The organism is Streptomyces phyllanthi (assembly GCF_009377205.1).
GTDB classification, from domain to species: Bacteria; Actinomycetota; Actinomycetes; order Streptomycetales; family Streptomycetaceae; genus Streptomyces; species Streptomyces phyllanthi.
Window position 1 is genome coordinate 14,479 of record NZ_VJZE01000020.1, and the last position, 17,886, is coordinate 32,364.

8 protein-coding genes are annotated in these 17,886 nt (G+C 70.3%); 1 reads left to right on the forward strand and 7 read right to left on the reverse strand.

Annotated elements, in window-relative coordinates; all coding sequences use genetic code 11:
- Window position 1: 1 nt before the first annotated feature.
- Entirely contained in the window at window positions 2-889 is an 888-nt protein-coding gene (locus FNH04_RS05520) for a LysR family transcriptional regulator (protein ID WP_152780869.1), read from the forward strand.
- Between the two features lie 12 nt (window positions 890-901).
- On the opposite strand, the gene FNH04_RS05525 is transcribed toward FNH04_RS05520, so the two are convergent.
- From FNH04_RS05525 to FNH04_RS05555, 7 genes are all read right to left on the reverse strand, one after another.
- The gene (locus tag FNH04_RS05525) at window positions 902-2,401 is read right to left on the reverse strand and encodes a hypothetical protein (protein ID WP_152780871.1); all 1,500 of its coding nucleotides are present in this window, start codon (window positions 2,399-2,401) and stop codon (window positions 902-904) included.
- A gap of 159 nt (window positions 2,402-2,560) precedes the next feature.
- Window positions 2,561-7,765 carry a family 43 glycosylhydrolase gene (locus tag FNH04_RS05530; RefSeq protein WP_152780873.1) on the reverse strand — a complete coding sequence of 1,735 codons (5,205 nt, stop codon included), beginning with the start codon at window positions 7,763-7,765 and terminating at the stop codon, window positions 2,561-2,563.
- A gap of 373 nt (window positions 7,766-8,138) precedes the next feature.
- Window positions 8,139-12,719 (reverse strand): FtsK/SpoIIIE domain-containing protein, encoded by a 4,581-nt coding sequence (locus FNH04_RS05535; RefSeq protein WP_322722628.1) that lies wholly within the window; start codon window positions 12,717-12,719, stop codon window positions 8,139-8,141.
- A 60-nt stretch (window positions 12,720-12,779) separates the two neighbouring features.
- Window positions 12,780-14,033 carry a hypothetical protein gene (locus FNH04_RS05540; protein ID WP_152780875.1) on the reverse strand — a complete coding sequence of 418 codons (1,254 nt, stop codon included), beginning with the start codon at window positions 14,031-14,033 and terminating at the stop codon, window positions 12,780-12,782.
- Window positions 14,030-14,515 carry a sigma-70 family RNA polymerase sigma factor gene (locus FNH04_RS05545; RefSeq protein WP_194236565.1) on the reverse strand — a complete coding sequence of 162 codons (486 nt, stop codon included), beginning with the start codon at window positions 14,513-14,515 and terminating at the stop codon, window positions 14,030-14,032. The genes FNH04_RS05540 and FNH04_RS05545 overlap by 4 nt, the downstream gene beginning before the upstream one ends.
- A gap of 452 nt (window positions 14,516-14,967) precedes the next feature.
- Window positions 14,968-15,273 (reverse strand): hypothetical protein, encoded by a 306-nt coding sequence (locus tag FNH04_RS05550; RefSeq protein ID WP_152780879.1) that lies wholly within the window; start codon window positions 15,271-15,273, stop codon window positions 14,968-14,970.
- A gap of 188 nt (window positions 15,274-15,461) precedes the next feature.
- The gene (locus FNH04_RS05555; protein WP_152780881.1) at window positions 15,462-17,705 is read right to left on the reverse strand and encodes a collagen binding domain-containing protein; all 2,244 of its coding nucleotides are present in this window, start codon (window positions 17,703-17,705) and stop codon (window positions 15,462-15,464) included.
- Window positions 17,706-17,886: the final 181 nt, after the last annotated feature.

Here is a 17,886-nt window from a genome sequence, read left to right on the forward strand (position 1 = left end):
CATGGAACTGCGTCACCTGCACCACTTCGTCGCGGTCGCCGAGGAGCAGCACTTCACCCGGGCGGCGGAGCGGCTCATGGTCTCGCAGTCGGGTCTGTCCGCATCGATCCGCTCGCTGGAACGGGAGCTCCAGGCACCGCTGTTCGTGCGCACCACGCGCCGTGTGACGCTCACGGAGGCCGGGCGGGCGCTGCTCACCGAGGCCGAGCGCGTCCTGGCCCAGGTCCGCGCGGCCCATGACGCCGTGGCGGCGGTACGGGGCGTGGTGCGCGGCACCCTGTCGCTGGGCACCGAGCAGTGCACCGCAGGGGTGTGCGTGGCCAAGCTGCTGGCTGCCTTCCGCAGGCGCCACCCGGATGTGGAGATCCGGCTGCGGCAGGCCGGTTCGGGCGCGCTGGCGGAGGAGGTGGCGGCCGGGCGCCTCGACCTGGCGTTCGCGGTCACGACCCGCGCCGACACCGCGCAGCTGCGCTGCATCCCGCTGGCCAGTGAGCCGATGACCGTGCTCTGCCATCCCACGCACCGGCTGGCGGGCGGGGGCCCGGTCACTCCGGAGGACCTCGGCGGCGAGGCCTTCGTCGACTTCCATCCGGACTGGGGCCCGCGCCGCACCACGGACGCGGCCTTCGCCGCGGCGGCCGTGCACCGGACGGTCGCCCTCGAGGTCAACGACGTGCACAGTCTCCTCGACCTCGTCCAGGAGGGCCTCGGTATCGCCGTCGTCCCCCGGCACTTCGGCCACAAGCGCGAGGCGTCGGTCCTCGCCGCGGTTCCGTTGAAGGGTGGCGGGGAGACGTCGTACGACACCGTCGCCATGCTCCCGCCCCCGGAGGCCACCAGCCCGGCGGCGCGGGCACTGATGCTGCTGCTGGACGACGGGGCCCGGTGACGGACCCGTGCCTCAGCCTCGGGGGCGGGCGCTCGGTGCCACGTAGAAGTCGAGGTGACCGGACCGGTGGACGGGCCAGCCGCGGGCGTAGTCGGGCGGGGCGGCCCTCGGCGGGGTGAGCACGGCGAACGGAGTCCGCCGGGAGGTGCGCAGGAGTTCCGCCCGGGTGACGTTGGTGTTGTTGCCCTCGGTGTAGACGGAGGAGCACCCGGCGTAGAAGCCGATCGGGATGGCCAGGTGACCGGTCAGCACACAGGGCGGCCGCACGCCGAGGCGGTGGAGCTCGACGGCGGTGCGGTCCCAGTCGCGGCGGGCTTCGACGGTGCGGTTCACCGTGCGCGTGAGCACCGCGAACTGCCCCGCCAGATGCCCGGCCAGCCCGACCACCACCAGCGTGACGGCGACCGTGCGCCACTTCCCGCCCGGCACCCTCACCAGGCGCGCCAGCCCGTCGGCGACCGGGATCGCGAGCAGCGCGTAGGCCGGGAGCAGGAAGCGCGGCGCCGCGTATCCGATCATGAACAGGTACGGGACGGCCGCCGACGCGGCGCAGGCCACGAGGACCAGCGTGGGCGCCGGGCGCCGGGCCCTGACCGCGACCAGCGTCCCGAGGGCGGCGAACAGCGGGAGAGCGTACCACCAGGCCGCCACCGCGATGTGGGCCGGCGGTCCGGTGCACGGGCGGCAGAGGGTACGGCCGCTCAGGCTGCGCAGCTGGTCGTCGACGGCGATGTTCCACCCCAGTCCGCCCTGGATCCGGGAGCCGTCGGCCAGCCGCTGCCCGAGGCCGCCGTAGCTGATGTACGCCTCGATCACCCACGGGGCCGTTCCCGCGGCGAGGCCCGCGAGAAGGGCCGCCAGCAGCCCGAGGTGCCGTCGGCGCGGTACGCAGAGCAGCAGGCCCAGAAGCGGCAGGGTCGCCCACACCGCGTCGGTGGGCCGCATCAGCGCCATCAGCGCCGCGCCGGCGCCCACGCCCCACAGGGCGGCCCGGTCGGAGCGGTCGGCCCGGGCACGCAGGAAGCAACCCGCGCAGGCCAGGGCGCCGATCGCCACCCAGTAGTTGGGCATGGCCTGCGGGCCGTAGTAGAGCGTCACCCACAGCGAGGCGAAGAGCGCTCCCCCGAGGGCCACCACACGTTTCGGGAAGACCCCTCGCCAGACGCGCAGCGCCAGATAGAGCGCCAGGCCCGACAGCAGCGCGAGAAAGATCCGCAGGAGAGCGGTCGAGGACGACCACGCGGCGATCGGCGCGACGATCCACGAGACGCCTCGCGCGCGCGGGGCGCTGAAGAACGCCGCCGGTGCGTGCGGGCTGACCTGGCTGACGTACACCGTCTCGTCCCAGCCGAGGCCCATTCCGGGCCGTACGAGGGTGAGCTGGGCGAGCGTAAACGCGGCCGCCACCGCGAGGAGTAAGGCGTCGCGGCGTATTCGCCCCGGCCTGCGGGCGGCCAAGGGCGGCCCGGCCTGTGAGGCGCCCACGAGCGTGGCGTGCGGGCTGTCGACCATCGTCCACCCTCCATCCGTGACAGATGGGGACAAATTAGGCTGAACAGCTTGTATGTGCAGACCGGACGTGGTCCATCCGGCGCAGGCGGTGCCGCGACACGCCGACGGCGCCCGGGGCTTGCCCCGGGCGCCGCTCGGTGGAGTACGGCCTGATTCCCGCTACAGCCGGCCGATGGTGATGCCGGCCGTGCTGGCGCCGGTCTCGTTGTCGTAGACGACCTGACCGGTGGACTTCTTCCAGATCTTGATGCGGTAGGTGTCCGGGCCGTCGGTGGCGGTGATCCGGAAACCGTAGCCGCTGGTGCCGCCCACGGTTCCGGAGCCCTGGTAGACGGCCTTCGAACCGGTGACCACGAGCCACTCGGAGCCGGTGGAGCGGAACTTCAGCTTGGCGCCCAGGAAGTCGAAGGTGGCACGGCCTGTCGGCACCGTGGCCCCCTTCTTGTAGTGGGCGTCGAACGAGAAGCCCGCGATTCCGGTCAGCTCCGGCTTGGCGGGGTAGGCGCCGACGGGCGAGAAGAAGAAGCCGACGCCGATCGCCGGACCCGCCGCCCGGTCGTAGACGACCAGCTCGGGGAGGGTCGTGCTGTCCGAGCCGCCGTCGTCGTCGGTGACGGTGATCTCCGGGCGGTGGATGCCCGCCTTGGTGTAGGTGTGGCCGGCCGTGCAGCCGGAGGACGTGACCGTGCCGGAGGTCGGGTCGCTTCCGTCCTTCCAGTCGACCCGGCAGGTCTGGGTGTCGTCGGAGCCCAGGTCGGTGAAGTCCGCGGTGACCACCGTGGACTTGTTCGCCGCCACCGGGTCCTTCGGGCCCGTCGCCGCCGTGATCACCGGGGCCGCGTTGCCGACCGTGACGGTGAGCGAGTCGCTGCTGCGGCCGCCGGTCAGGGTGACCTTGTAGGTCCCGTCGTCGTCGCAGGTGATCGTGGTGAGGATGGCGTCGGGGTCGGCGAAGACGCAGGGTGCGCCGTCCTCCACCGTCCACTTCGGGTCGCCGGCTCCGGAGATGGTGCCGGTGACCGGGATCGCGGTGCCCTCGGTGCCGGAGGCGCTGGGGCCTGCGTGGACGATGGTGACCGGGTCGACGCTGGTCAGGGTGGGCACCACGTCCTTGATCAGGCCCTCGGAGTCGAACTCCAGCTTGTCGATGGTGGTTTCGCGGTGGGTGCCGTCACCGCCGGGGATGGCGAAGCGGTGGTAGGCGATGTACCAGTCGTCGGTGTTCGGCACATCGACCACGGAGTGGTGGCCCGGGCCCTTGATCCCGAGGGCCAGGCGCTTGCTGAGGATCACTCCGCGCTTGGTCCACGGGCCGGTGGGCGAGTCCCCGGTGGCGTACGCCACGCGGTAGTTCTCGTCCCGGGTGTCGTTCTCCGACCACATGAAGTAGTAGGTGCCCTTGCGCTTGATGACGAAGGAGCCCTCGTTGTAGCCGCTCGGCGTGATGTCGGTGATCTTCGACTCGTCGAACGAGATCATGTCGTCGTTCAGCGGGACGACGTAGCCGCGGCCGTTGCCGAAGTACAGGTACGACGTGCCGTCGTCGTCGGTGAAGACCGCCGGGTCGATCATCTGGCCGGTGAGCTGCCCGGCCTTGAGCAGCGGCTTGCCCAGGGGGTCCTTGAAGGGACCGGTGGGCGAGTCGGAGACGGCGACGCCGATGTTCGCGTCCGCGGAGTAGTAGAAGTAGTACTTCCCGTCCTTCTCGGCCATCGTCGGCGCCCAGGCCCGGCTGTCCGCCCAGGAGATGTCGGGACCGAGGTCCAGGATGACGCCGTGGTCCTTCCAGTGGACCAGGTCCTTGGAGGAGTAGGCCTTGAACTGAGTGCCGCTCCAGCCCGGGAAGCCGTCGGTGGTCGGGTACATGTAGAAGGTGTCGCCGAACCGGACGATGTTCGGGTCCGCGTTGAGGCCCGGCAGGACCGGGCTGCGCATCCGCTGCGCCTCCACCGTCCAGGTGCGCTTCTCGCCGTCCGAGCCGGTGACCTCGTACGTGACCGGCTCGGTGAAGTCGTGCAGCGAACCGGAGGCGGGGCTGATGGCCGCGCCGTGGGCGAGGGTGAACTCGGGGGCGAGGGCGGTGACGTCGGCTTCCTCGGTCAGCGGCAGGATGATCCTGCTGTCCGCGTCGTTGATGATCGCGTCGACCTTCAGCGCGGGGTGGGTCGCCGCCGCGATTCCGGTCGTGTTGCCGCCGAGCTCCAGGACCTCGGCGGGCGACAGCGCCCGGTTGTAGATCCGGAAGTCGTCCACCTCGCCGCCGAAGTACGGGTCCGCGGAGTACAGGGACCTGCCGATGTAGCCGGAGTAGCCCTTGGTCGCGTCGTACAGCTCGTACGGCTTGATGGTCACACCGCTCACCCGGGACACCTCGACGCCGTCCACGTAGAGGACCGCGGTCTCGGTCGCGCCGTTCAGGGTGACCGTGACGTGCTTCCACTCACCGGGGGTGAGCTGGGAGCCGCCGATCATCTGGCTCTCTCCCCACCAACTGGTCTTGGAGATCGCCGAGAAGAGCTTGGAACCGCCGTTGGAGGGAGTGGCGAAGAGGTACTTGTTGCTGTCCGGGCCGAGGCCGAAGAGCCACTGGAAGTTGTCCCCGCCCTTCCACTTGGCGTAGGTGGAGACGGTGACGCTCTCGGTGCCCATCAGGACGCCGTTCGGGATCCGGACGTACGGCGAGGTGGTGGAACTGCTCGACCCGCCGGACATCTTGAACGAGCCGTCCTTCACGCCCGTGCCGAAGTCGGGCGTGCGGACGTAGGTGCCGTGATAGCCGTGGCCGCTGGAGTCACGGGCGATGTTGCCGCCGGTCTCGTCGAAGTCGTAGCGCAGGAGCAGGTCGGCGGGGACGTCGGGGCCCTTCTCGGAGACGGTGACCTCGGCGCGGACCTCCAGCGCGGCGCCGTCCGGCAGGCCGCCCTTCACGGTGAAGGTGCCGGCCTGGGCGTACGCCGACTCCGGGACGTCGTCCCAGTCGACGGAGACGGGACGCTTGACGCCGTCGGCGTACTCGGCGATGACGGTGGCCGGGAGGACCGGCGCGTCACCGATGCGTGTCTCGACCTTGATGTCCTCGACGCTCTCCACCAGCTGGTCGGGCTGGTAGGTGCGCAGCAGGCGGTCGTACTCGGCCTGCGTCACCGGGAGCACGGTGCCGTGGCGGGGCTTGGCGGGCAGGTCGTAGCTCGTGGACGGGGTCCAGGTGCCGGAGGCGAGGTCCGTCGTCTCGAAGGGGATGTAGCCACGGCCGCCGAACTCGTCGAGGAACGAGTACCACTTCTCCTCGGTGTTGGACTTGAAGACCAGGGGTCCTTCGGCGGCGTTCATCGCGCCCTTGCCGATGCCCTCCGCGACCGCGGTCCAGGAGGTGCTGAGGAGCGAGTCGCTCTTCTCCTCGAAGATGAACTTGCTGTTGGGGGTGGAGGAGGTGTTGTTCCGCTCGTCCTTGGACAGGCGGTAGTACGTCCCGTCGTGCTGGATCACCGTGGAGTCGATGACCGAGTAGCCGCGGTCGATCCAGACCTTGGGCTCGCTGAACGTGTGGAAGTCGCGGGTGGTCGCGTACATCATGCGGTTGTACGTGTCGCCGGAATGCGCCTCGTTGTCGTACAGCTTCGACGCCCAGAAGACGACGTACTCGCCGAGCTTCTCGTCGTAGTAGGCCTCCGGGGCCCAGGTGTTGCCCGCGCTGTCGGGCGAGACCTTGACCAGGCGCTGGTTGGTCCAGTTCACCAGGTCGGTGGACTCCCAGACCATGATGGACTTGCTGCCGGTGCGCTGCGAGCGGTCCCAGTCGCCGTTGCCGTAGATCCTGAGGTCGGTGGCGATCTGGTAGAACTTGTCGCCCTCCGGGGACCGGATGATGAACGGGTCCCGCAGGCCCTTCTCACCGAGCGTGGAGGTGAGGACCGGCTTGCCGTCGTTCAGCTCGCGCCACTTCAGCGGGTCGTTGCCCTTGCTGAGGGCGAAGTAGAGCTGCTCGCCGTCCGCGGTGCCCTCGCCGGTGAAGTAGCTGAACATGTAGCCCTTGAGGGCTTCCTTCTGCGGCAGTTCCGGCACCTTGGCGGTGAACTCGCGGGTCGCCTTCGCGTCGCCCTTGGTGACGGTGGCGGTCAGGGTGACCGTGGTGTCGCCGTCGCCGTGCGCGGGGCGGTGGACCACGCCGTCGCCGGAGATCACGTCCGGGTTCGCGGAGGACCAGGCGACCTTCGTGCTGAAGGCGCCGGTCGCGGGGAGCGTGAGGTTCCCGCGTACGTCGTCGAGGTTGTGCACGCTGAGCTTCTCGGCCGCCTGCTCGGTGGCGGTGGCGTCGTCGAAGTCGGCGGGGACCGTGATGTCGAAGCTCTTGGTGTCGGTGACGGTGCCCTTCTTCAGGGTCGCCGTGAGCGTGGCGTGTCCGTCGGGTTCGCCGGCGGCGGGGCGGGTGACCTTGCCGGTCGCCGAGACGACGTCGGCGTTGTCGGTGGCCCAGGTGATCTTGGAGCCGCCCGCCGTGCCGACCGTCGGCAGGGTCAGGTCGGAGGTGACGGCGCTGGTGTCGCCGAGGGTGAGGGCGGCCTTGTCGTCCGCGACGCCCTGAACGTCGACGGGGAGGGCGATCTGCTCGACCTCCGAGGAGGCGAGTGCCCGGTTGTAGACCCGGAAGTCCCGGATCCTGCCCTTGAAGAGCTTGTCCCCGGGATAGACCGACTTGCCGACGTAGTTGGCGGTGGTGGTGCCCGAGCCGATGGCGCCGGGAGTGATGGTGACCGCCGTGTTGCGGGCCACCTCCACGCCGTCCTCGTAGAGCACGCCCGTGTTGCCGGTCTGGGTGTAGGCGATGTGCTTCCAGACGGAACGGGTCAGGTTCGAGGAGGTGGAGGGCTTGGTGGTCTGCTCGGTCGACCAGTTGCCGGTGGCGATGGAGGTACGGAAGCTGTCGCCGGTGGTGAACAGGTAGCCGTTGCCCGCGGTGCCGCTGGTGTTGCCGAAGCCGTAGATGAAGTACGGGGTCGCCTGGGCGGAGTCGATCTTCACGTCCATCGAGACGGTGATCGAGTTCATGCCGCTCATGATGTTGTTCGGCACCTTGATGTAGGTGTCCGAGCCGTTGAAGGCGAGGCCCTCGCCGCTGCCCGACCAGCCCGCGGCGCCGTTCACGGTGCCGTCACGACCGTTGCCCGAGGAGTCGGCGGCCACGCTTCCGGAGGAGGCGTCGAGCTTGTACCGGAGCGCCAGGCCGTCGGTGACGTCCACGGGGTCCGCCGCCTGGGCCATGGGCATGGCGGGGCCGGCCAGACCGAGGAACAGCGAGGCGGCGGCGAGTCCGGCGAGACGGCTCGCCCCACGTCTCGCCCGGCTGGGTCGTGCGGTGTTGGTCATGTCGGGTCTTCCCTGCTGAGGCACGGCTTTGTGAGGCAAAGACAGGCAAGGCGGGCAGCGGGACCCCCTCCCCCGGGATTCCGCCGTTTCGTCGGTGTGACGTCGTGTTGCGAGAGTGTCAACTGGGGTGTGCAGGGGCGTCAAGGGTTTTCGAACGATGTCCGACCTGCCGAACAACTTGTTTTCCGCACACACCGGACCGGCCGCTCAGCCGCCTTGAAGAGGTGCCCTGTGCGCGGGACGGCCCTCGTCGTTCGGCACGCGAGCCGTCCTTTTCCGAGGTGCGCCTTCGAGCCGTTGCCGGTGTCCTGGTACGGCACGGCCGCGCACAGGGCGGGCCAGCCCTGTGCGCGGCCGTCCGGAACCGGACTCGTCAGTCGAAGGTGGTCTCGGGAATCTGCACGTTGATCAGCTCTCCCGAGCGCGGGTCGACGGTCATGCCCCGGCCGGGCCTGCGGTTGCGCAGGTGGGCATGGGTCAGGCGGATGCCCAGGACGTCGCCGTCCATCAGGCTCTGGGCGTCCAGCAGCACACCTCTGCGCTGCCGTTTCAGGGCACCGAGCCAGCCCATCGCTCCCGCCATGGTGTCCCCCGTGGCGGCGGCGGCCAGCCCGATGCCGCGTTCCCTGCCGGACTCGGCCAGGGCACGGAGGTCCTGGTCGAACTCCGGCAGCGCCACCAGGTCGGCGTCGTCGACGAGCACCACGCAGGGCTCGCTGCCGCTCTCCAGGGCGGCGGCGAACTCCCGTGCCGTGGGCGCCCGTGACGTGAGCAGCCGGACTCCCGGATGCCCGTCCAGAGCACGCAGCGGCGACTCCCGGGGCGTGAGGACGACGAGCCGGGTACCGGAGGCGAGCAGGGAGACCGCGAGGCCCGCCAGCGTGGTGCTGCGGCCGGATCCGGGAGGCCCGGCGACCACGAACGTCGGCGCGTCCGCGAAGTCCACCCCCACTGGCGCGACGTCGTCACCGCCCAGGCCCAGCAGTCCCCACAGGGGCCGGCGGAACTCCTCCGCCACCTTCTCGTACGCCTCCGTGAAGTCCACCTTCGCGGGCAGCGAGCCGATGCGGACGGGCCGGCGGGCGGCGGGCAGCCCCGCGTCACGACGGGTCGCCTCCTCGCCGATGGCGCGCAGTGCCTCCGCCTGCTCCTGCCCGGTTGCCCCGGGTCCGAGCAGCGCGACCTGGATCTCGGTGCCGTCGGAGGTCCAGCCCTGTCCGGGCTTGATGACGTCGGGCATCTCGGCCGGGCGTTTGCCCACGAGGTGGTAGTCGCTGCGGTCGTTCAGCCGCAGCAGCAGTTTGTTGTCGTTGAGCGCGCTGGCCCGCGAGGCGAGCAGGGCGCGCTCGGACGTGGCGACGACGTGCAGACCCGAGGCGGCTCCCTCGCGCAGGAGGCGGTTGAGCTGGTCCATCAGCCGGCCGCCGTGGTGATCGGCGATGAGGTCGACGAGGGCGTCCCAGCCGTCGATGAGCAGCATGACGTGTGCCGGGCGGGCCGCCGCGGGGACGATCTCGCGCAGCTCCGCCAGATTCGCCGCGTGATGCTCGGTCAGCAGTTCCTGGCGGCGCCCCAGTTCGGCATCGAGCCGGGCGAACAGCCGCTCCAGCCGCTCGGTGTCGCCGCGGAGCACGACGGCGCCGCAGTGCGGCAGCACGCCCAGGGCGGACAACGCGCCGCCCGCGAAGTCGATGCCGTACAGGTGGACGTCCGCGGCGGAGTGGCCACGGGCCAGCGCCCCGGCCATGGTCCGCAGCACCTGCGAGCGCCCGGAGCGCGGGATGCCGATGACATACAGGTGGCCGAAGGTGTCGAGGTCCAGCTGGACCGGCAGTTGCGCCTGGGAGCCGGGCAGGTCCGACAGCGCCCAGGACACCGGCGCCAGTCGGGCTCCGCCGGGCTCTTCAGGCTGCGGCAGGTCGGCCATCAGCACATTGCTGTCGAGCGGGGGCAGCCAAGGGCTGGGCTGGGGCACGCAGTCCAGGAGCTCCGTCGCCTCACGCACCGCCTCGACCAGCGCGTTGAGGTCGGTGGGGAGGTCGTCGTCCACGGCGGCGGCACGGGGCTCGTCGGCGGCATCCGGCACTCCGACGGCACGGCCGAGACGCTGCCACGGCAGTTCGGTCCCCCAGACCTGGGGCCTTTCCGACTCGACCGGCCGCTGTGGCTCCTGGGCCGGCGCGGGCCCGGGCCGGGTCGCACCGCAGTACGCGGTCTGGAAGGGGACGACCGTGCCGTGCCCGAGCCGGGCCAGGGCCCGGCCGGGGGTGTTCGGGGAGATGCTGACGGCGTCCTTGGTGTCGATGACGTCCTGGCTCTCGCCGGAGTCGGTGACGCGCAGGGCGATCCGCAGGTTGGTGTTGGCGCGGATGTCGGCGTTGACCACACCGGCCGGACGCTGGGTGGCCAGGACCAGATGGATGCCCAGGGACCGGCCGCGCTGGGCGATACCCACGAGGCCGGGGATGAAGTCCGGGATCTCCCGGAACAGGGTGGCGAACTCGTCGATGACGATGACCAGCCGGGGCACGGGCTGCAGCTCCGGGTTCCGGCGGCGCATGCTCTGGTACTCGGGCAGGTCCTTGGCCGCGGCGGCCGCCAGGATGTGCTCGCGGCGGAGCAGTTCGGCCGACAGCGAGGTGAGCGCACGCTGCACGAGATGGCTGTCGAGGTCGGTGACCATGCCGAGGGTGTGGGGCAGCTTCACACAGTCCTTGAAGGCGCTTCCGCCCTTGTAGTCGACCAGGACGAAGGTCAGCTCGTCGGGCCGGTTGACCGCGGCGAGCGAGGCCACGAAGGTCTGCAGCAGCTCCGACTTGCCGGATCCGGTGGTGCCCGCCACCAGGCCGTGCGGGCCGTCCTTCACCAGGTCGAAGGCGGCCGCGCCGTCGTAGCCCGCGCCGAGCAGCAGCGAGGTGGACGACGGTCGTTCCGTCCAGCGCGCCGCGATCATCTTGCCGCTCGGCTCCGGCATGCCCAGCAGGTCGAGCAGGCCGACGCCGTCCGGCAGGCCCTCGGAGGCGTCCGGGGTGACGTCGTGGATCGGGGCGATACCCCGGGCGAGGCGCTCGCACCACGCGGGTTCGACCAGGTCGGGGCGGATGTCGGGGACGTCGGGCTGTCCGGTGCGACGCAGGGTCAGCCGGTGGTTCTCGTACCGGACCACCGCGGTGCACTCCTCGGGGAGGAGGCGTTCCTCGTGGTCCAGGCAGAGGGGGAAGATCCGGGCCCCGGGGCCCTCCTTCAGGATGGAGACGACACCGGGGACGTCGCGCAGGCGGCGGGCGCCGTCCATCACGACCAGCACGTCCGGTTCGCTCAGCAGCGCCTTGCTCATGGTCGACTCGGCGGCCCGCTGGCGGGTGCGCAGGGTGGAGACCAGCTCGGCCACGCGGTTCGCCACCGTCTCCGGGTCGTTGCCGATGAGGGTGACGGCGCCGCCGCGGGATCCGGGCAGACCCTCCCGCGTGTGCGGCAGCCAGCAGGCCCACTCCCAGGACTCCTGCGACGCCTTGTCGGTGAGCACGACGATCCGCAGGTCGCGGGGGGTGTGCAGAACGGCGGCCTGGGCCGTCATCCAGCGCGCCAGCGCCTGGACCGGTCCGGTCTCCCCGGCCACGCCCACCACACCGCACGTCTCCAGGTCGACGGCGACGGGCGCGTCCGGGATGGTCCAGTGGACGGCGGTGTGGTTGTCCTCGCGCGCCGAGTCGTCGATGCCGAGCAGGGACGGCTGCTCGGCGGTCCCGATGCGCAGGGCGAGGTGGTCCGGGTCACCGCGGCGCCGTTCCCACAGCCGGTGGCCGGGGCCGACCGCCCACAGTCCGGCCAGCGCCGGGTCGGGTGCGTTCTCGGTCCGCAGCCGCTGCTCCTTGGCGACCCTGTACCGGACGTCCTCCTCCAGGGAGGCGCGGCGCAGACGGTAGACGCGGCATTTCTCCTCGTGGTCCAGGCGTGCCTGGCGCCGCCCGCTGAGGTGGTTCGCCGCCATGAGTATCGGCGACAGGAGCATGAAGATCAGGTAGAAGTACGAGTTCCAGAAGAGGACCATGACGAGGCCGAACACCATCGGGGCGAACGCCACGAGCAGCGGAATGGGCCGGCGCCCCAGCGGCTCGGGAGGTGCGGGCAGCCGGAAACGCTCGGGTGCGAGGTGCGGCAGGATGCGCGGCGGGCGGTTGTAGTCCAGGCCCCCACCGCCCTCCGACGGCACCACCGCGGCGTCCCTCGAGGTCGGTTCGGCCAGTCGCAGCAGGAACGCGCCGAGTTCGAGTTCGGCACCGACGGGCCAGGGTTCCCAGCCGTCGGGGAGGACGGCGGTGTCCCACGGCTCGTCGGTTGCCTGCTCCTCCTCTTCGTCCTCCGGCACGAGCGGCAGCAGCGGGAGGTCGGGCTTGCCCCGGTGCTCCGGCGGCTCGGGGACGGACAGCCGTGCCGCGCCGTCCGCAGGGAGTTCCACGATGGCCGACCCGTCCGGGCGCACGGTGATCCGTACGCCGTCGGACGGAACGCCGCGGCCGTGCAGCGGTACGGCGGAGCCCTCCAGCGGGCCGATGCCGTGGGTGCCGACACCGAGGGCGTACACCCGTCCGGCGTCCGGTCCCCCCACCAGCTGCAGTTCGACGACCGGTGCGTGGTCGACCCGCTGCGGCTGCGGCATCGCGGAGCGCTCGGGCCCGTACTCCAGTGCGGCCCGCGGAACGGGAGCGCCGAGGCCGATGACGCTGCCGTCCATGATCTCGGTGGCGGCCAGCGGCGCTCCGGGGGGCAGTGGTTCGTCTCCCAGATAGCAGGCGGGCGCGGTGGTCGTCGTGCCCGGTGCCGAGGCCTCGGCCCGCATACGGGCCAGGTGCTCGGCGACCTCCTGCACGGGGGTGGTGGCGTCGGCGCTCAGCACGACGTCCTGACGGCTCGAGAGGTCGCCGTCGGTGACGGTGGTGATGAGGAGTTTCACGTCTCCCCTTCGAGTGGTTCGGGGGCGAGCAACGGGACGGGGTGACGCAGCGGCGGCGGGCTACTGCTCGTCGGTGGAGGACGCCTGGGCGGGGCGCGTCCGGGCGGTGGCGGGCTCGGACAGCAGGTCGGCACCGGTCATGGTCCGGGCCGGGGCCGGAACCTGGGGCACGGGTTCCTCCACGAGCTCGGGTGACCGGGGCGCCCGCTGCTCCGGTTGGACGCGCGGTTCGACGGCCTGCTCGGCCGGCCGGTGTCGCTCGGGTGCGCGGCGCGAGCGGCGCCGGTCCGCCCGTACGGCTGCGGCGACGGCCCTGCCGAGCGGGGCGCAGTCCGCGTGCAGTCCGAGTTCCGGGGCGGTGACCCGGCCACGGGCGTCGACGCGGAGGGCCCAGCTGTGCCCGGGTGCGGGGCCGTCGACGAGACAGACCGCGGTGCCCGAGGCGGCGAGCTCTCCCAGCCTCCTGGTCTGCTCCCGGGTGGGGGCGGCGCAGACCACGACCCTGGTGGTGGCGCTGACCGTCTCCTCCGGCTCCGCGGGAGGCGTGTCCTCCAGTTCCCGCAGCACCGTCTCGAGCCGCTCCCCGTGGTAGTGCGGGTGGACACCGTCCGTCACGGTCACCGAGGCTCCGCTGCCGGGTCGGTCGAGCTGCGCGGCCAGTGCCTGGAACAGGCGCGTCCGGGCGGCGGCGTCACCTTCGACCGTGATCATCCGTGGTCCGGCGGCCAGGTCGAGGTGGACGCAGGCGTCGTCCGCCATACCGACGGCGACGGGCAGCGGCCGGACCCGTGCCCCGGCCCGGGGCACGGCGTCGGGCAGGGCCACACCGTCTTCGAGGCGGTCGAGTTCCAGGTACCAGGACTGCGGGCCGGGTCCCTCGTCGGCCTCCCAGGGGGCGGGGGGCTCGGGCAGCCGGCGGGCGGCGATCTGGACAAAGGCTCCCCCCGGCCCGGTCCGCAGCCCGTAGGGGAAGGCCCCGGGCACGTCGCCGAGGGCTGCCCCGGCCGCGTCCAGCAACCGCCGCACCAGCAGACCCGCCCGGGGGTCGCACAGGTGGCGGGCCAGGGTCCGTACTCCTCGGCGGTGGCGCCGGAAGGCGCGCAGCGGCTCGCCGAACGCCCGACGGGTCAGGGCGAGTTCCCGGGAGACGCGACGCCGGCACCGCCGCCAGCCACCGTGCTTGCGTACGAAGTACCGCAGCAGGAGGAACAGCAGCAGAAGCGCGACGACGACGACCAGGATCCCCGTCATCAGCGACTTGTTGGGCTTGGCCAGCGCGATCACGTGCCAGTGGAGCCGTGTACCCGCCGTCATGCCGCCACCAGCGTGTGCAGAGGGTGCCGCCGGCGCAGCTCGCGTATCGCGTGGTGGGCGCGGGACTTCACCGTACCCGGCGGGATGGACAGCGCGTCCGCGGCGTCCGGGCCGGTCCAGCCCAGCATGTAGACGTAGAAGAGCACCTCGCGGTGGGGCGGCGAGAGCCGCGAGAGGGCGTGCACGAGGAAGCAGCGGTGAACCGCCTGGCTGATCGGGTCGACAGGTTCGGCGTGGGTCTCCAGGAGCTCCTGGTGGAGCTCGGGGCGTGCCTGCTCGCGTCGCGTCCAGTCGATCACCAGGTTGTGTGCCACCCTGAACAGCCAGGCCCGCGAGGGCGACCAGCCCGGTGGCTGGTCGGCGGAGCTCAGCCAGGCGCGCAGCAGGGTCTCCTGGACGAAGTCCTCGGCGCGCTGCCGGTCGCCGCGCAGCATGCCGCTGACGTAGCGCAGGAGCGGCCCATGGTGTTGTTCGTAGAGCACACGGACCGGCCCGTCACCGGAAGGAACGGTCTCACCATCACTGGGAGCGCTCCCAGGCATGGATGGGCCGGGCAGGGACGTTCTCATGGGTTTGCCTCCCCCAGTACCGGTCTCGGTCCACGAGCCGGTCCCGTCAGGCGCCGCGCGTTGCGGCATGAGTCGAGCGAAGCGAGTGCAGGTCCCCAGGCACTCCCGCCCCCACAAACGGAATTGGCAGTTCCTGTCCCTGCTGGGGCGTGAGTCTATGTGCGCCGCGACGACTTTCAAGAGGTCTTGAGGTGAACGTGAGGTTCCACATGAGACCGTGATCCGGATGAAACGACCTGGTCCAGACCTGATGTCCGGCCCGTCGGCCAACCTGGCATCCGGTCCGCACAGCCGGCACACCAAAGGGGTGCCGGCCCGGGGAGGGGATTCCGGGCCGGCACCCCTGGATGCTGCGGTGAGGTCGGTCACCTACCAGTCGGGATGCTCTGCTTGATCTGAGCGTCCAGGTTCTTCACGGAGTCCTTGACGGACACGAACTGCTTGGCGAACTCCCTGATGTTCTGCACGGCCTCCGTCACCGACTTGTTGAAGTTCATGTAGGAGTCCTGCAGCGCGGGGCTGGTCTGCGCCAGCACCAGGCCGTTGCCGAGGAGATCCACGACATCCCGCTGCAGGCTCTCCAGCTGGGGCACGAGAGTGCTGTCGACGGCGGTGGTGAGCTTGGCGGCCGTGGCGTCGACCTGCTCGTCATCGACGTGGGTCTTGGGCATGGTGTCCTCTTTTGCGTTACGGTGCGCCCGGTCACGCGACCGGTGCACGGTGGTGATGGTGGAACCGCCGGCGCGCGACCGGGATGGCAGCGCTCCGGTGGGGCCCTGCGGGCACCCGAGGGGGGGATGTGGGCGCCCGCAGGGAGTCATGGGGTGGGAAGCCGGGGTGCACGTCCGTCCGCGGACGGTCACTGCCAGTTTTCTCCGAGCTTCCCGAGCGGGGGTTCGTCGCCGTAGCGGGTGTGCTGGGTGATGGATTCCCTCAGGTACCAGTCCCCGTTCCGGTTCTTGTACCAGATCTCCTGGATCTCGTTGTTCCCGTCGGCGACGTAGCGTGTGGTGTCCGTCGTGACGACCCTGAGCTCGGAACCGTCGGGGCGCATGTAGTCCGTCCGGGTGTTGCCGTCCGGCAGCTCGGTGGGCATCGGCGGGGAGAAGGTGTCGTCGGCCGGGCGCCCTCCGCCGTCGACGAGCGGCTTCTCGACCGTCAGGTACGCGGGGGGCCTGCCCACGCCGTTCGCGGCGTCCTCCTCACCTGAGGGAGAACTGCTTCTGTCCCAGACCATCCCCCACTCGCCGTCCGCCGTCTTGCGCCACGTCTGGATCGCGGCGCCCTTCTCGTCGGTGACATAGCGCATCGATTCCCCTGGGCCATACCCCTCGGGATTGTTGTCCACATAGACCTTGGTGACGGATCCGTCGGAGCTCCGGATCGTCGTCACGGAGTCCCCGTCACCGGGTAGTGGGTGGTGGGTCTCGGAGTAGACCATGCCGTTCTTCTTGTTGGTGACGGTGGTCGTCGTCTCGAGAGGCTGGCCGTTCTTGTCGAGCGCGATCTCGCCGTTCTCGTCGAGCTTGTAGGAGATCTCCGTCCTGCCGTCCGGGGTCTCCCGCACCAGGCCCTTGGGCACCGGTGACGGCTCAGGGACCGGGTCGTCGGCCCACTCACGGTGCCTGCGCAGCCAGCCGGTGTCCTTCTGCAATTCGGAAGCCGGGGTTCTCTCCAGTTCCTCGAGCTCTTCGGCACGGTTTTTCTGGAGTTCCTCCGACTGCTCGCGCAGCGGCTCCTCTTCCTCGTCGAGCCGGTCCTGCGCCTTTTCGTTCTCCGCCTGGTCCTTCCACAGGTCTTCCTGCTGCCTCTGCAGGTCGTCCGATTCCGGCTGCAGGGCGTCCTGGTCTTTCCGCAGATCGTCCTGTCTCCGGTTCAGGTCGTCCTGTTCCTTCGTCAGGTCTCCTTCGAGGACCTTCCGTTCGGCGTTCTGCTCATTCCAGAGGTCCTGCTGTTTCTCCTGGAGCTCGTCCTGTCGCTTCGTCAGCGGTTCCTGTTCCCCGGCGAGTTCCTCGCGCTCCTTGTTCAGGACTTCCTGCCTCGTCGACAGGGACTCGAACTCCTTCCGCTGGTCCTTCTCCAGTTGCTCCAGGTCGTTCCACTTCTTCTCGAGGGGTGCCCCCTCTTCCTCCCACAGGGCTTCCTGTTCCTTCCACAGGGCGTCCTGCTTCCTCTGCCAGGCGTCGAATTCCGCCTGGGTGACGCCCTTCTTCCGGAGCAGGGCGTCCCGCTCCTTCCAGAGGTCCTCCTGCTTTCTGGTCAGGGCGGCGCTCTTGGCGTCGTAGCGGTCCTGTTCCTGTTGCAGGGCGGTCTGCTGTGCGAGGAAGGCCGCCTCCTGCTTCTCGCGGAGGTCCGACTCCTCCTTCCACAACTCCTGCTGTTCGCGCTGCAGTTCCTCCTGGCGTCTCTGCAGCGGTTCCTGCTCCTTGCGCAGGGCCTCGTACTCCTTGTCGAGGGCGTCCTGCTGCTCCTTGAAGGCCGCCGCCTGGGCCTCACGCCGGGCGTTCTGCTCCTGCCACAGCTCCTGCTGTTCGCGCTGCAGTTCCTCCTGGCGCCTCTGCAGCGGTTCCTGCTTCTTCTGCAGGGCCTCCTGCTGCTTGTTCAGGTCCTCCTGCCGCTTCTGCTGGGCCAGCTGCTCGTTCTCGAGGACCGTCCGCTTCTTGTCCAGCTCGGCCTGCTGCTTGTCCAGAAGTGCCTGCCTGGTCCTGTAGCGCGCCTGCACCTCTTCGGCCTTCGCCTGCTTTACCCGGGCTTCCTGCTTCTGCTGGTTGGCCCTGTTCTGCTGCTCGATGTCCCGGCGCAGCATGGCCGCTTCCTGCTGGCGCGCGGGAATGGCGCCTTGTGCGTCCTGGTCGTAGAAGGCCTTGCCCATCTCGTCGAGGAGATTGCCGAGATCGGTCATCACCTGCCAGGCATCGCCGAACGACTTCTTCCAGGCATCGTAGAAATCGGTCAGCGAGTCGGCGGTCTGTTTGCGTGGACCGATGTCCGTCGGGGCGAAGTCGTGGTTGGCGCGCGAGGTGTCGAGCAGCCTGTCGCGGAGAGCCCATATGTCCCGCGCGAGCGAGTACATCAGATCGTAGTCGACGGTTATACGACCCACGTCTTCCGTCCTTTCTCCGGGGCGCGGTGGCGTGACGACTCAGTTGCGTGACGGCCTCGGCGTCGTGTCCGCCCTGTAGACGCAGTCAGGCGTACGAAGGGTTCAAAGGAATTTCGTCCGGACTCTCACCGACCTGCGAGTATGTGGCGTCCGTCACTCCGTTGAACTGCCGGTCCCTCCT